The organism is Bartonella capreoli, from assembly GCF_902813205.1.
GTDB lineage: Bacteria > Pseudomonadota > Alphaproteobacteria > Rhizobiales > Rhizobiaceae > Bartonella > Bartonella schoenbuchensis.
In genome coordinates, this window is sequence record NZ_CADDZX010000003.1 from 86,751 (window position 1) to 101,623 (window position 14,873).

Consider the following 14,873-nt stretch of genomic DNA (forward strand, 5'->3'; position numbering starts at 1 on the left):
AATTAAAATAGAAATATTTTTTCATAAAAATTTGAAAATAAAAGATTTTACACTCAAAAAATCTAACAAACAAAAACAGAAAGAACTAAATTGCAATTAATGATCATTTATCAAATTGATTCATCGCTTTCTGTATTTTCTAATCCTGCATTTTCTAATAATTCAATTGCAAGCAAACCAGCATTTTGACGTAAAGCCGATTCAATCTCTGTTGCTATTTCTGCATTCTCGTGTAAAAATTGCTTTGCATTCTCACGCCCCTGCCCTAAACGTTGAGAATTATAAGAAAACCATGAACCAGATTTCTCTACAATACCAGCTTTAACACCCAAATCAATCAATTCCCCCACTTTGGAAATACCTTCACCATAGATAATGTCAAATTCCACCTGCTTAAATGGAGGGGCTAATTTATTTTTCACCACTTTAACACGCGTTTGATTACCAATTACCATATCCCGGTCTTTAATAGCACCAACACGACGAATATCTAAACGGACAGAAGCATAAAACTTTAAAGCATTCCCACCTGTTGTCGTTTCAGGAGAACCAAACATTACACCAATTTTCATGCGAATCTGATTGATGAAAATAACCATACAGTTAGAGCGAAAAATTGATGCCGTTAATTTACGCAAAGCTTTACTCATTAATCGAGCTTGCAACCCAGGAACAGAATCATTCATTTCACCATCAATTTCCGCACGTGGTGTTAAAGCTGCTACTGAATCAACAACAAGTACGTCAATCGCACCAGAACGAACAAGCGTTTCTGCAATTTCCAAAGCTTGTTCACCGGTATCTGGTTGAGAAATGAGCAGATCTTCTAATTTAACACCAAGTTTACGTGCATAAATAGGATCAAGAGCATGTTCTGCATCAACAAAAGCACAAACTCCACCACTTTTCTGAGCTTCAGCAATAGCATGAAGAGCCAGTGTCGTTTTCCCGGAGCTTTCTGGCCCATAAATCTCAATAATACGCCCTTTTGGTAATCCACCTACACCCAAAGCAATATCTAAGGATAATGAGCCAGTGGGAATTGTTTCAATTTCAACAACCTGCTCCTTTTGCCCAAGACGCATAATTGAGCCTTTACCGAAAGAACGTTCGATTTGTGATAGAGCAGAATCTAGAGCTTTTGTTTTATCCACAATCATATCCTTAGTAAGTCAGAATAATTTTTTATACAATATATACTGCTCTATTAACTTAATTAAAGTCTGGAGTTTAGATTTTCACAGACTATTTCATCTCTATCTTCGTTGCACCAACAATTTTTAATCAATGTTGTAAAAAATTATACTTTTTTTGCTAACACAAAGCATATTTCAAAAAAATGCATCGAAAAATAGCAGCTTATTATATTAAGTTTATATCGTTAATCTATCTCATCCATAAAGAAAACGCCCCAATTTTTAAGACAATGTTTTGGGCACACACTTTTACAATATAATAAATGAAGCAACTGAGCACACGGACCCATAATTACCAATTTACCGCAAATGGCCCAAAGCTAATGTTGATCAAAATCACCATAATATTTGAGAAATAACTTGAGGCACCAATCAGCTAATCATTAAATACACTAACAGCCATACCAATTACAGTTTCCTTAAAAAATTTCAAAACTTAGTTGTCACCTAGGTTTGAATTTACCCTTACTCAAAAAGAGAAAATTTTTATATGTAAGGAATGACAAATTTTCGCACATGATTTAAGCTTATTAATAAAGCTACAATAATAATGTGGTTGAATTGAAATCTATTAAAGAAAAATAGAAAATGATTTAGTCGCAATCTTGTTTTTGACTACCCCGTTTTTGTCGTAACTTTTTCCACCATTCAAGACGTTTCACAATTTCACGCTCAAAACCACGCTCTTGTGGTTGATAATAAATTTGACGTCCAAGTTTTTCAGGAAAATACTCCTGCCCTGAAAAAGCATCTGGCTCAGAATGGTCATAACGATAACCTTCCCCGTATCCATTTTCCTTCATAAGTTTTGTAGGAGCATTAAGGATATGCTTAGGAGGAGGTAAAGAACCATTTTTACGCGCACAATGCATCGCTGCCTTATAAGCAAGATAAACTGCATTCGACTTTGGTGCCGTAGCAATATAAAGACATGCTTGCGCCAAAGCCAATTCACCCTCAGGCGACCCTAAATAATTATAAGCATCCTTTGCTGCATTACAGATTACAAGAGCCTGCGGATCTGCCAAACCAATATCTTCAACAGCTATACGTACCAATCTACGTCCAATATATAGAGGATCTTCACCCGCATCAAACATACGTGCAAGATAATAAAGAGCAGCATCAGGATCAGATCCACGAACTGATTTATGTAATGCTGAAATAAGATTATAGTGACTGTCCTGACCTTTATCATAAATCGGAGCTCTACGCTGAATGATTTTTTGTAAAACTTTAGCATTGAAGATTTCCTCCGGGCGTGCAGCACGCCAAATTTCCTCTGCTAGTGTTAGTGCCGCTCGAGCATCACCATCAGACATCCTTATCAAGAGGTCTCTAGCGTGATCATCCAAAGGTAAAGATTTACCCTCCACTTCCTCAGCGCGCTTTAAAAGCATACTCAAACTTTTACTATCATGCAAACGAAACGTCAAAACACGTGCACGTGAAAGAAGGGCACTATTAAGTTCAAATGAAGGGTTTTCAGTTGTTGCCCCTACAAGAACCACTGTACCATCTTCCATAAAAGGAAGAAAAACATCCTGCTGAGCACGATTAAATCGATGAATTTCATCAACAAACAAAAGTGTCCGACATCCAGACATAAAACGAGCTTGAGCTACTTCAAAAATTTTCTTTAGCTCTGTAACACCAGTACAAATAGCAGAAACTTGCTCAAAAGCGAAATTCGTCTCTAATGCCAATAAACGTGCAATTGTTGTTTTACCTGTTCCTGGAGGCCCCCAAAAAATCATCGAACCAAACGAACCACTTTCTATCATACGTGAAAGAAAGCCTTCCGTTCCAATCAAATGATCTTGCCCAACAACCTCACTCAAAGAGCGGGGACGCATTCTTTCAGCAAGTGGCCGATTTTCACTGAAATGGGAATCAAAAGATGAAGTAAAAAAATCTTTATTCAAAGTGCCCCTCAGCGGATAAATTGGCGAATATAGACACCATTGCGTTCATATTCCAGTTGCCAAATACGCGGATGTTCCTGCATAAGAATCTTTTTTAATTGGCTCACAGTTTGAATTTGATGACCATTAACAGCGCGCAAAATATCTCCTGAGCGGAAAATCTCTGCAGCATTACTCATGTTATCGAGATTGGCAATCACAACACCTTTTACAGTCGCAGGAAGATGAAAACGCTGGCTATTTTGCGGTGTTAAATCTAGTACTTCAGCCCCAGAAAAAGGACTTTTATCAATAATTTTTTCAGATTTTACAAATGCAGAATTAGACATTGATGAGACAGTTATCTTTGTTTTTAAAGTTTTTCCATCTCGTAAATATTCTAAATTAAGGTTTTGCCCAACACTAGTTGTTATCAAACGATATATAAGGTCATCTGGGCTACCAATTTGTATATCTTGCACACTTAAAATAACATCACCCACTTTTAAACCAGCTTTTGCAGCAGGACTATCTTGAACAATTTCAATAACAAGAGCTCCATAGGGACGTTCTAAACCCAAACCACCTGCAACATCAGGTGTAACCCTTTGAAAGGATGCACCAATATAAGGCGGCACAAAAAACTGTTCACCACGTTTAACTGTATCAAGAACTACTTTAACAAGATTAGCTGGAATAGCAAAACCAATTCCTGTAGAACCGCCGGAACGCGAATAAATAGCTGTATTAATCCCAATCAATCGGCCATTCACATCAATTAGAGCCCCACCAGAATTACCCGGATTGATAGCAGCATCTGTTTGAATAAAAAAATCAAAATCAGAAATACCAACACGTGTACGCGCTTGCGCTGAAACAATACCACTTGTAACTGTTTGGCCAATACCAAAAGGATTACCAATCGCAAGAACGAGATCGCCAACTTCAACTGCATCAGAATTTCCTAAAGGAAGAACAGGAAACTGAGTATCTTTTGAATTAATTTCAAGTATTGCAATATCAGTTGCTTCATCTTTTAATATAACTGCGCTTATAAACTCTCTCCCATCAGAAAGAGCAACTTTAATCTCGTGAGCACCTTTAATAATGTGGTAACTCGTAACAACCAAACCACGTGCATCAACAATTACCCCAGACCCCAATGATGATTGCGTGCGTAAAGGTCTGTTATCTTGATAACGACCAAAAAATTGTTCAAAAAATGGATCATCTTCAAAAGGAGAACGCACCTTAACTTGTCGGGCAGCGTAAATATTTACAACAGACGGAACAGTTTTTTTAACTAAAGGAGCAAATGAAAAAGTGGTTTTTGACTGTGTTGGTGGAACTTCAGCATTCGTGGAATGAAACGATATTAATGTCATAATCACAAAAAAAAGCCCTATAAAAATAGAACGCTTCATTATCCACTCCCTCAAAAACTAAAACAGCCCCCATTTAGTAGAACATGGAAATTTTCTCATTCATCTCCATTTATCATCTCATCTATTTGATATTTAAATCAAAAATGTCTCACTTTGGCAAGTAATATTGCAAAACCAACAATGAGAACAATCTGCTTTTTCATATATTGAACAATATTTATTCTGAAGCACGAATAAAAAAACGCCTCAGAAAGGCGTTTTTCATTCCCCAAAAAAGAAAAAGCTCCTTACGAAGAGGCCTTTTCCTCATTGGCAACCCCTTCTATGTGTTTATGATTTACAGAATTTTTTGCATTAATATCCCTATCAACAAATTCTATAACAGCCATAGGCGCATTATCACCAGTCCGAAAACCTGCTTTCATAATGCGCAAATAACCACCTTTGCGTGATGCATAACGTGGTGCAAGTGTATCAAATAACTTTGCAACCTTTTTAGTGTCACGAATAGCTGAAATTGCTTGCCGGCGCGCGTGCAAATCACCCCGTTTACCAAGTGTAACCAACTTTTCAACAATAGGGCGAATTTCTTTAGCCTTTGGAAGCGTCGTCACGATCTGCTCATACCCGATCAACGAAGCTGCCATATTGGCAAACATTGCTTTACGATGACTGGCAGTCCGGTTTAGCTTGCGACCTGATTTACCATGACGCATGAGCTTTCTCCTTAAATTTAATTCTTAATACTGATCTTCATAACGTTTAGCAAGATCATCAATATTCTCAGGCGGCCACGCAGGAATCTCCATACCAAGATGGAGCCCCATACACGCAAGAACCTCTTTAATTTCGTTTAATGATTTACGTCCAAAATTTGGTGTCCGAAGCATTTCAGCTTCTGTTTTTTGAATAAGATCACCAATATAAACAATATTATCATTCTTAAGACAATTTGCTGAACGAACTGACAGCTCCAACTCATCCACTTTCTTAAGAAGTGCAAGATTAAAAGAAAGCTCAGAAGATGGCTCTTCAACAAGTTCTTTTTGTGGCTCTTCAAAATTGACAAATACCGAAAGCTGGTCTTGAAGAATACGCGCCGCAAAAGCGACAGCATCTTCACCATTAACAGCGCCGTTAGTTTCAATCGTTAACGTCAACTTATCGTAATCAAGGACCTGCCCTTCACGTGTATTTTCTACTTTATAAGACACCTTACGAACTGGCGAATAAAGACTATCGATGGGGATGAGACCTATAACCGCATCATCTACACAATTACGATCAGACGGAACGTAACCTTTTCCCGTATTTACAATAAATTCCATACGAATTTCCGCACCCTCATCTAGCGTGCAAATAACATGTTCGGGATTAAGGATTTCCATATCTCCAACAGTACGTATATCTCCAGCCCTAACAACACCAGGCCCTTCTTTACAAATGATAACATGCTTAGGGCCCTCCTCTTCCATGCGAATAGCGATTTCTTTGATATTTAAAATAATATCTGTAACATCTTCACGAACACCTGGAATTGATGAGAACTCATGCAACACACCATCAATTTGCACAGCAGTAACAGCAGCGCCACGCAGTGATGACAATAATACACGACGAAGTGCGTTTCCTAATGTTAAACCAAAACCACGCTCAAGCGGCTCTGCAACAACACTCACAACATTTGAATTACCATCTGCATGAAACTCAACCTTATTGGGTTTAATTAACTCCTGCCAGTTTTTCTGGATCATATTTTTATTCCTGTTCTTTAGTTCCGCTACCATTCAATCGCAACGGCCAGTGTGAACATCGGAAAAAGTTTCCGATTATGAAAAACAATACCTAATCAAACACGCCGTCTTTTTCGGGGACGACATCCATTATGAGGAATTGGCGTCACATCTCGAATGGAAGTAATTACAAAACCAACAGATTGCAACGCACGCAAAGCAGATTCACGACCTGACCCAGGACCACAAACTTCAACTTCCAATGAGCGCATACCATGTTCTTGCGCCTTTTTAGCACAATCCTCTGCTGCAACCTGTGCAGCAAAAGGTGTAGATTTACGAGAACCTTTAAACCCCTGAGCACCAGCAGATGACCATGCAATCACATTCCCCTGAGCATCAGTAATAGTAATCATCGTATTATTAAATGTTGAATTGATATGCACAACACCTGATGAAATATTTTTACGCTCGCGACGGCGAACACGTGTGGCTTCCTTGGCCATAACTTTCCTTTCAACGATCTCTCCACTGCCGTAACACCAGCAGCTCCACCTTATTTACCTTTATTCAAAACTTCCCACAAAAAGAAGAATATAAAAATAAAGATTACTATTATTTCTTCTTACCAGCAATTGCTTTAGCTGGACCTTTACGCGTACGCGCATTAGTATGTGTACGCTGCCCACGAACGGGTAGAGAACGACGATGGCGCAACCCCCTATAACAACCAAGATCCATTAAACGTTTAACATTCATCGCAACTTCACGACGAAGATCCCCTTCAACTTGATAACCTTGATCTATCGTTTCACGAATTTGCAACACTTCCGCATCTAAAAGTTCATGTACACGACGTTCCGAAGGAATGCCAACTTTCTCGACAATTTCTTGAGCAAATTTCCGTCCAATCCCGTGGATATACTGAAGCGCAATAACTACACGCTTATTTGTTGGGATATTAACGCCAGCAATACGAGCCACACTTATTCTCCTTGATTATGTTAACAATGAACCATAAAATACTTGAAGCACTTTACAGAAACAAAGAAATGATCTCGGCTCCAACATACCCCAAATCCCATTTTTTACTGAAATAAAGCAGCTTTTGATAGATTTTACTATAAAAGTCAACTCTTTTCATTTATTTTTAAAAAATTTTCTTATTTAAGGAACTCTCTAATTACACATGATACATCAGTAACATCAGCCATTCCATCAACCTTTTTTAACAAACCTGTTTTTAAGTAAAATTCTGATAAAGGAGCTGTTTTTTCACGATATTCAACTAATCGTTTTGCAAAAGAATCAGAATTATCATCTGAACGGACTTGTCCACCAACAGCAATCGTTTCCTCAACACGTTTCTTCATGCGCTCAATCAAAGCCTTTTCATCAACAATAAATTCAATAACGGCATTAAGCTGCACGTTTTTTAATTGCAAAATTTGTTGTAATGCCTCTGCTTGCCCTACAGTGCGCGGATATCCATCCAATATAAAACCGTTTACACAATCATTTTCATCAATACGATCTGATACAATTTGATTAACAATATCATCAGACACCAAAACACCACTTTCTATAATGGCTTTAGCTTTTTTACCAATTTCTTTTTCTGCTACAACAGCTTCACGAAGCATATCCCCTGTTGATAATTGAGGAATTTTATAATGCTCACCTAGTATTTTAGCTTGAGTGCCCTTACCTGCCCCAGGAGGTCCTAAAAAAATAACTCTCATCGATTCCTTTTACCTCCACGGAGTTTTGATTTTTTAATCAACCCTTCATATTGATGCGCAACAAGATGCCCCTGAATTTGAGCAACTGTATCAAGTGTAACAGTAACGACAATGAGCAAGGACGTGCCCCCAAGATAAAAAGGAACATGCAGTGCTGATATCATAAACTCCGGCAACAAACAAACTAGAATAATATAAATCGCACCGACAACAGTGATACGCGTCAAAACATAATCAATATATTTAGCTGTACGTTCACCAGGGCGAATTCCAGGAATAAAACCCGAATGCTTTTTTAATTGATCTGCTGTATCACTAGGATTAAATACAATAGCTGTATAGAAAAAACAAAAAAATGCCATCAAAGCCGCATAAATTATCATATAAAGTGGTTGCCCATGACCAAGAGAAAAAGAAATAGTCTGAATCCACTGCGGCATTTTATCAGAAAAATTATTAATAGTTGCAGGTAACAATAACAAAGATGAAGCAAAAATTGGAGGAATAATTCCAGCAGTATTCAACTTTAAAGGAAGGTGTGACATATCACTCTGAAACATCTGATTACCAACTTGACGTTTTGGATATTGAATAAGAATCCGTCGTTGTGCACGTTCTATAAAAACAATGAATCCAACAACAAAAACAATAATAAGAACAATTCCTATTAATAAAAAAGTTGATAAATCAGCTTGACTATGTGCAGTCAAAAGTTGAGCAAAAGTGGAAGGGAAATTAGCCACAATACCTGTAAAAATAATGAGAGAAACCCCATTACCAACACCACGTGATGTAATCTGCTCGCCAAGCCACATTAAAAACATCGTTCCACCAACCAGCGTAATGACAGCAGAAATACGAAACATTATACCTGGCTCCAAAACAATTTGAAGTCCTGTTCCTATACCAGTTTCAAGTGCAACCGCAACACCAAAAGCCTGCAGAACAGCTAATACTACCGTTACGTAACGAGTATATTGATTGATAATTTTACGGCCTAATTCACCTTCTTTTTTAAGAGATTCTAATGAAGGAACAATTGAAGTTAGCAACTGTACAATAATTGATGCTGATATATAAGGCATAATTCCTAGCGCAAAAATCGCCATCCGCCCAACAGCACCTCCAGCGAACATATTCACCAACCCCAATACACCAGACGCATGCTGTTCAAATGTTTGCCGTAAAGCATCAATATTAATGCCAGGCAAAGAAATATAAGTACCAAAACGATACACAAGAAGCGCAGCTAGAGTAAACCAAATACGTTTTTTTAATTCAGTCGCACGTGAAAAAGTACCAAAATTTATATTGGAAGCAAGTTGCTCTGCAGCTGATGCCATAAAATCTCTCCAGTTTACACCCCAACCCATTGCTTACATAACAATAATCCTAACATTCATATGTTATATAAGAATAAACGCAAAACTTAAATGGTCTCTCATAAATAATGGCCTAGAATGAGTTACAGATACTCCTTTCCAGGCCAGCCACTATTTGTCAAAATGAACTTACTGGACAGATTCAAGAAAATTAATCTGACCACCAACTTTTTCGATCTTTACACAAGCAATCTTAGAAGCACCAGAAACATTAAACACAATCTTAGCTTTTAACTCACCATCAGAAAGAAGACGAACACCATCTTTTACACGACGAACAACACCAGCTTCTTTTAGTACAAATACATCAACCGGTTTTTCAATATTTAACTTTCCTGTATCAATTGCTTGCTGAATTCGACCTAATGAAACTTCATTATAAATCTTAGCAGAGAAATTTTTAAATCCACGCTTTGGTAAACGACGATAGATAGGCATCTGCCCACCTTCAAAACCATTAAGCGATACACCAGAACGCGATTTTTGCCCTTTAACACCGCGACCACCAGTTTTACCACTACCCGAACCAATACCACGCCCAATACGCTTACGATTCTTTGTTGCACCTTCGCGATCACGCAGTTCGTTGAGTTTCATATTCTATACTCCTGCGACCTTCTATTCTAACCTTCATCCACAACCCGAACAAGGTGGGAAACCTTAGCAATCATACCTCGCACACAAAGTGTATCCTCTAAAGTGCGACGACGACGCATCTTATTTAATCCAAGTCCCTTTAATGTTGCACGCTGAGTTTGTGGCTTTCGAATCGGACTTCCAATTTGCTCGACCGTTACAGTTTTGCCAATCTGAGATTTTTTTTGAACCATTTTTAATTTCCTTTTCTGACAAACCTCAGAAATTATTCCTCTGAACCAATCAAATGCTGGCGACGTGACTGTAAAGTTGAATATTTAATACCGCGTTGCGCCGCAATATCTTTAGGGTGCACCTGACGCTTTAAAGCATCAAAAGTTGCACGAACCATATTATACGGATTTGATGAACCCAATGATTTAGCAACGACATCTTGCACACCAAGAGTTTCAAAAATAGCACGCATTGGCCCACCAGCAATAATACCAGTACCAGCAGAAGCTGAGCGCAATAACACACGACCAGCTCCATGGCAACCTTCAACATCATGATGTAATGTGCGCCCAGATCGAAGCGGAACATAAATCATTTCACGTCTCGCAGAGTCTGTAGCCTTACGAATTGCTTCAGGCACTTCACGCGCCTTACCATGACCAAAACCAACACGTCCTTTTTGGTCTCCAACAACAACAAGAGCAGCAAACCCAAAACGCCGTCCACCCTTTACAACTTTAGCAACACGATTAATGTGCACAAGTTTATCAACAAATTCAGTACTATTTTCACTTCGACGCTCATCGCGATCATTACGTTCTTTTTGTGCCATTCCTCATTCCTTTTTCTTTTCCGGAAGCACCTTAACGAATCCTCAATATTAAATTAAGGAATTCATATGAAACACTAAAAATATCTTTTTAGCAGAATTTCTAAACAAGATATTTTAAAAAATCAAACCGCCCTCACGAGCAGCTTCAGCTAAAACTTTCACTCGACCATGATAAACATATGCTCCACGATCAAAAACAACTTCATTAACACCAGCTTTTTTTGCACGCTCAGCAATTAATTTACCAACAGCAAAAGCGGCCGCTTTATCAGAACCGCTTTTTAAAGATTTTCTCAATTCTCCTTCAAGAGTACATGCAGAAGCAAGCGTACACCCACGTAAATCATCGATAATTTGTGCATAAATATTCTGATTTGAGCGGTAAACACTAAGTCTCGGACGACCATTAGCGACAGCTCTAATTTGACGACGAACACGCTGCGCACGGCGCTGAATAATCTTTTTAGATGAAACCATAACGCAAAACCCTTACTTCTTTTTACCTTCTTTACGAACGATACGTTCATCTACATATTTAATGCCTTTACCTTTATAAGGCTCAGGTCCACGATATTCACGAATTTCTGCCGCAACTTGCCCGACTTGTTGCTTATCAATTCCAGAAACAACAATTTCTGTTGGCTTAGGAACTGTTACAGTAACACCAGACGGCACTTTATAAACAACATCATGGGAAAAACCTAATGATAATTGAATATCCTTACCCTGTAAAGCAGCACGATAACCAACGCCGTTGATCTCAAGTTTCTTCTCAAAACCATCTTTCACACCGCAAAAAATATTCTCAATCATTGAACGTGACATACCCCATTTAGAGCGCGCATCCTTTGATTGATCACGCGGTAAAACCGACACAACATTTTCCTCAAGCTTAACCAAAACTTCATCATTAACGACGTAGCTCAGCTCACCTTTTGGACCTTTTGCCTTAATCAACTGACCTTCAACAGTAGCAGTAACTCCAAGAGGAACCGGAATAGGCCTTTTTCCAATACGAGACATTGTTTTAACCTGTTTTACTTTCGTTTGCTTACAATCAATCAGAAAATACGACAGAGAATTTCTCCACCGACATTTTGTTCACGCGCTTCATGATCTGCCATTACCCCTTTAGGAGTCGACAAAATTGAAATACCAAGACCATTTGCTACCTGAGGAATAGACTTAGCAGAAACATACACACGACGACCAGGTTTTGAAACACGTGAAATCTCACGAATAACAGCTGAACCTTCAAAATACTTCAATTCAATCTCGATTTCGGACTTCCCTTTACCAAAATCAACCTGATTGTACCCACGAATATAACCTTCAGACTGCAAAACATCAAGCACCCGCCTACGAAGCTTAGAAGCAGGCGTAATCACTTTACCCTTTTTACGACTAAGCGCATTACGAATACGTGTTAACATATCACCAAGAGGATCTGACATAGACATCTTGTTATCTCCTCTTACCAACTAGACTTAACAATACCAGGAATATGGCCTAGAGAACCAAGTTCACGTAGCGCAATCCGCGACATTTTTAATTTACGATAATAAGCTCTTGGACGCCCCGAAACTTCACAACGATTACGAATACGAACCTTTGCAGAATTACGTGGTAGCTCCGCCAACCGAATAGAAGCTTTAAAACGCTCTTCAAGTGAAACCTTCTGATCCATCACAATTGCTTTCAAACGCGCACGACGTGCAGCATAACGCTTTGCCATCACAACACGATGCTTATTTTTCTCAACGGCACTTACTTTGGCCATAATCTCACCTCACTACGTCTGCCGTTACAAGCGAAATGGAAAATTAAAAGCACGCAATAATTCACGCGCTTCATCATCCGTTTTTGCTGTCGTACAAACGATAATATCCATGCCCCAAATCTGATCAACTTTATCATAATTGATCTCTGGAAACACAATGTGCTCTTTAATACCCATAGCAAAATTGCCATGACCATCAAAGCTTTTTGGATTCAAACCACGAAAATCACGAACCCGTGGAAGGGCAATCGTAATAAGACGATCCAAAAACTCAAACATACGATCTTTACGTAATGTAACCTTAGCCCCAAGCGGCATTTTTTCACGAACCTTAAAACTCGCAATAGAATTACGCGCATAAGTAACTACAGCTCTCTGACCTGCTATTAATGTCAGATCTTCAGCTGCAATAGATGGTTTTTTGGAATCAGCAGTCGCCTCACCAATCCCCATATTAATCACAATTTTATCAACGCGTGGAATTTGCATTTCGTTTTTATAGTTAAACTTCTCTTGAAGCATTTTACGAACAACTTCAAGATAATGCGTCTTCATACGCGGCTTCTGTTTTTCTTTAGCCATTAATCAGTTCTCCCGACCGTTTGGCAACACGAACTTTATTACCATCCGCATTTACACGAAAACCTATACGTGTAGGTTTACCATCTTTAGGATCAACAACCGCCAAATTAGACAAATGAATCGGCGCCTCCTTAGAAATAATTCCAGCTTCTTGTGTTTGTGTTTGACGCTGATGACGTTTAACTACATTAATTCCAAGAACAAGAGCACTGCTATTTTTGGGATTCACCTTAATAACTTCACCGCTACGACCTTTATCTTTCCCAGATAAAACAATAACTTTATCACCTTTTCGAATCTTTTGCACGACACTTACTCCTTACAACACTTCAGGAGCGAGTGAAATGATTTTCATGTGGTTTTTACCACGAAGTTCACGAGGAACAGGCCCAAAAATACGTGTACCAATAGGCTCTTTTTTATTATCCACCAAAACAGCGGCATTTCTATCAAAACGAATTACACTACCATCCGCACGACGAATATCCTTGGCAGTACGAACTACCACAGCTTTCATCACATCACCTTTTTTAACACGGCCACGAGGAATAACATCCTTAACCGAAACAACAACAATGTCACCGACCGAAGCATATTTCCGCTTTGAACCGCCCAGAACCTTGATGCACATGACACGACGAGCACCAGAATTATCAGCAACGTCGAGGTTTGTTTGCATCTGAATCATGACTGGCCACCACCTTTTCTTAATGTCTAAATCCGACGATGCCTTTGACACATCCGGACTTGCCTGTCAAACAACAATGAAGCCTATGGTTATCAAAATTTATTCAATGGAAAAACCAATGTTAAATTTTAAAACAATTAGCCTGGTTAATTACGTTACACTGTCTACAACAACAATCCAACGTTTATCTTTCGAAATCGGTTTAGATTCTTGAATAGAAATCTGATCTCCGATTTTGAATTGATTGTTCTCGTCATGCGCCTTGTATTTTTTAGACTGTCGAACCGTCTTTTGGAGAAGCGGATGAGAATAACGACGCTCCACTTTGACAACTACAGTTTTATCATTCTTGTCGCTAACGACAACGCCTTGCAAAATGCGTTTAGGCATCTCTTATTTCCTTAAACCTTGTTTCCATCCATCTTCTGACGAAGAAAAGTTTTAATACGCGCAATGTTACGACGAACTTGCTTAACACGTGCGGTTTTTTCTAATTGACCTGTCGCTTTCTGAAAACGCAGATTAAACTGCTCTTTCTTTAACTTAGCCAACTCATCTTTCATTTGGTCGAGCGTTTGCGCCCGTAATTCTTCGGCTTTCATCGCTTAACCTCTTTATTCAGCAATTCGTTGAACAAAACGAGTCTTAACAGGCAACTTTGCAGCACCCAATCTAAGAGCTTCACGTGCAATATCCTCAGGAATCCCGTCAAGCTCAAACATAACGCGGCCAGGAGAAACACGTGCTGCCCAATAGTCAACACTTCCTTTACCCTTACCCATACGAACTTCAGTCGGCTTAGATGTAACCGGAAGATCTGGAAAAATCCGAATCCATACACGACCAGAACGCTTCATGTAACGTGTAATAGCACGACGCGCCGCTTCAATTTGGCGCGCAGTAATACGCTCTGGCTCAATAGCCTTCAGACCGTAAGCACCGAAGTTCAAATCCGTACCACCTTTCGCAACACCGTGAATACGGCCTTTGAATTGCTTACGAAATTTTGTGCGCTTTGGCTGCAACATTACTCTTTACTCCAAATCTCAATTCAACCA

At 38.9% G+C, this 14,873-nt stretch carries 22 protein-coding genes; all 22 read right to left on the minus strand.

Annotated elements, in window-relative coordinates; all coding sequences use genetic code 11:
* Positions 1-110: 110 nt before the first annotated feature.
* The 22 genes from recA to rplP all read right to left on the minus strand — a co-directional run bounded on the left by recA (position 111) and on the right by rplP (position 14,843).
* Positions 111-1,154: a recombinase RecA gene (gene recA, locus J7R05_RS03780; protein WP_010703862.1), complete on the minus strand. Its 1,044-nt coding sequence runs from the start codon at positions 1,152-1,154 to the stop codon at positions 111-113.
* 635 nt (positions 1,155-1,789) lie between these two features.
* Entirely contained in the window at positions 1,790-3,121 is a 1,332-nt protein-coding gene (locus J7R05_RS03785; protein WP_208541261.1) for a replication-associated recombination protein A, read from the minus strand.
* Between the two features lie 8 nt (positions 3,122-3,129).
* Positions 3,130-4,524 (minus strand): Do family serine endopeptidase, encoded by a 1,395-nt coding sequence (locus J7R05_RS03790; protein WP_208541262.1) that lies wholly within the window; start codon positions 4,522-4,524, stop codon positions 3,130-3,132.
* Between the two features lie 248 nt (positions 4,525-4,772).
* Entirely contained in the window at positions 4,773-5,201 is a 429-nt protein-coding gene (gene rplQ, locus J7R05_RS03795; protein ID WP_078689882.1) for a 50S ribosomal protein L17, read from the minus strand.
* Positions 5,202-5,225: 24 nt separating this feature from the next.
* A complete protein-coding gene (locus J7R05_RS03800) occupies positions 5,226-6,239 on the minus strand; it encodes a DNA-directed RNA polymerase subunit alpha (protein WP_208541263.1) in 1,014 nt (337 codons plus the stop codon).
* A 95-nt stretch (positions 6,240-6,334) separates the two neighbouring features.
* The gene (gene rpsK / locus J7R05_RS03805; protein WP_010703867.1) at positions 6,335-6,724 is read right to left on the minus strand and encodes a 30S ribosomal protein S11; all 390 of its coding nucleotides are present in this window, start codon (positions 6,722-6,724) and stop codon (positions 6,335-6,337) included.
* A gap of 109 nt (positions 6,725-6,833) precedes the next feature.
* Positions 6,834-7,202, minus strand: coding sequence for a 30S ribosomal protein S13 (gene rpsM, locus J7R05_RS03810; protein WP_078689883.1), 369 nt, complete (start codon positions 7,200-7,202; stop codon positions 6,834-6,836).
* A 179-nt stretch (positions 7,203-7,381) separates the two neighbouring features.
* Positions 7,382-7,960: an adenylate kinase gene (locus J7R05_RS03815; protein WP_208541264.1), complete on the minus strand. Its 579-nt coding sequence runs from the start codon at positions 7,958-7,960 to the stop codon at positions 7,382-7,384.
* A complete protein-coding gene (secY, locus tag J7R05_RS03820) occupies positions 7,957-9,303 on the minus strand; it encodes a preprotein translocase subunit SecY (RefSeq protein ID WP_208541265.1) in 1,347 nt (448 codons plus the stop codon). Before secY ends, J7R05_RS03815 begins: the two co-directional genes overlap by 4 nt.
* 168 nt (positions 9,304-9,471) lie before the next feature.
* Positions 9,472-9,939, minus strand: a complete 468-nt coding sequence (gene rplO / locus J7R05_RS03825; RefSeq protein ID WP_208541266.1) for a 50S ribosomal protein L15 — start codon at positions 9,937-9,939, stop codon at positions 9,472-9,474.
* Positions 9,940-9,965: 26 nt separating this feature from the next.
* Positions 9,966-10,172 (minus strand): 50S ribosomal protein L30, encoded by a 207-nt coding sequence (gene rpmD, locus J7R05_RS03830; RefSeq protein ID WP_208541267.1) that lies wholly within the window; start codon positions 10,170-10,172, stop codon positions 9,966-9,968.
* A 32-nt stretch (positions 10,173-10,204) separates the two neighbouring features.
* Positions 10,205-10,765 (minus strand): 30S ribosomal protein S5, encoded by a 561-nt coding sequence (gene rpsE / locus J7R05_RS03835; protein ID WP_208541268.1) that lies wholly within the window; start codon positions 10,763-10,765, stop codon positions 10,205-10,207.
* A 114-nt stretch (positions 10,766-10,879) separates the two neighbouring features.
* Complete coding sequence (rplR, locus tag J7R05_RS03840) at positions 10,880-11,242, minus strand: 50S ribosomal protein L18 (protein ID WP_078689888.1); 363 nt, start codon at positions 11,240-11,242, stop codon at positions 10,880-10,882.
* A gap of 12 nt (positions 11,243-11,254) precedes the next feature.
* On the minus strand, positions 11,255-11,788 hold the full coding sequence (rplF, locus tag J7R05_RS03845) for a 50S ribosomal protein L6 (RefSeq protein ID WP_208541269.1): 534 nt from the start codon (positions 11,786-11,788) through the stop codon (positions 11,255-11,257).
* A gap of 38 nt (positions 11,789-11,826) precedes the next feature.
* Positions 11,827-12,225: a 30S ribosomal protein S8 gene (rpsH, locus tag J7R05_RS03850; protein ID WP_208541270.1), complete on the minus strand. Its 399-nt coding sequence runs from the start codon at positions 12,223-12,225 to the stop codon at positions 11,827-11,829.
* Positions 12,226-12,239: 14 nt separating this feature from the next.
* Positions 12,240-12,545, minus strand: coding sequence for a 30S ribosomal protein S14 (rpsN, locus tag J7R05_RS03855; protein ID WP_007477078.1), 306 nt, complete (start codon positions 12,543-12,545; stop codon positions 12,240-12,242).
* 24 nt (positions 12,546-12,569) lie between these two features.
* Entirely contained in the window at positions 12,570-13,127 is a 558-nt protein-coding gene (gene rplE, locus J7R05_RS03860; protein ID WP_208541271.1) for a 50S ribosomal protein L5, read from the minus strand.
* Entirely contained in the window at positions 13,120-13,434 is a 315-nt protein-coding gene (gene rplX, locus J7R05_RS03865) for a 50S ribosomal protein L24 (protein WP_208541272.1), read from the minus strand. Before rplX ends, rplE begins: the two co-directional genes overlap by 8 nt.
* A 12-nt stretch (positions 13,435-13,446) precedes the next feature.
* Positions 13,447-13,815 (minus strand): 50S ribosomal protein L14, encoded by a 369-nt coding sequence (gene rplN, locus J7R05_RS03870; RefSeq protein WP_010701323.1) that lies wholly within the window; start codon positions 13,813-13,815, stop codon positions 13,447-13,449.
* Positions 13,816-13,965: 150 nt separating this feature from the next.
* Positions 13,966-14,205 (minus strand): 30S ribosomal protein S17, encoded by a 240-nt coding sequence (gene rpsQ, locus J7R05_RS03875; protein WP_010703878.1) that lies wholly within the window; start codon positions 14,203-14,205, stop codon positions 13,966-13,968.
* A gap of 11 nt (positions 14,206-14,216) precedes the next feature.
* The gene (gene rpmC, locus J7R05_RS03880; protein WP_007477073.1) at positions 14,217-14,417 is read right to left on the minus strand and encodes a 50S ribosomal protein L29; all 201 of its coding nucleotides are present in this window, start codon (positions 14,415-14,417) and stop codon (positions 14,217-14,219) included.
* A gap of 12 nt (positions 14,418-14,429) precedes the next feature.
* Entirely contained in the window at positions 14,430-14,843 is a 414-nt protein-coding gene (gene rplP / locus J7R05_RS03885) for a 50S ribosomal protein L16 (protein WP_208541273.1), read from the minus strand.
* Positions 14,844-14,873: the final 30 nt, after the last annotated feature.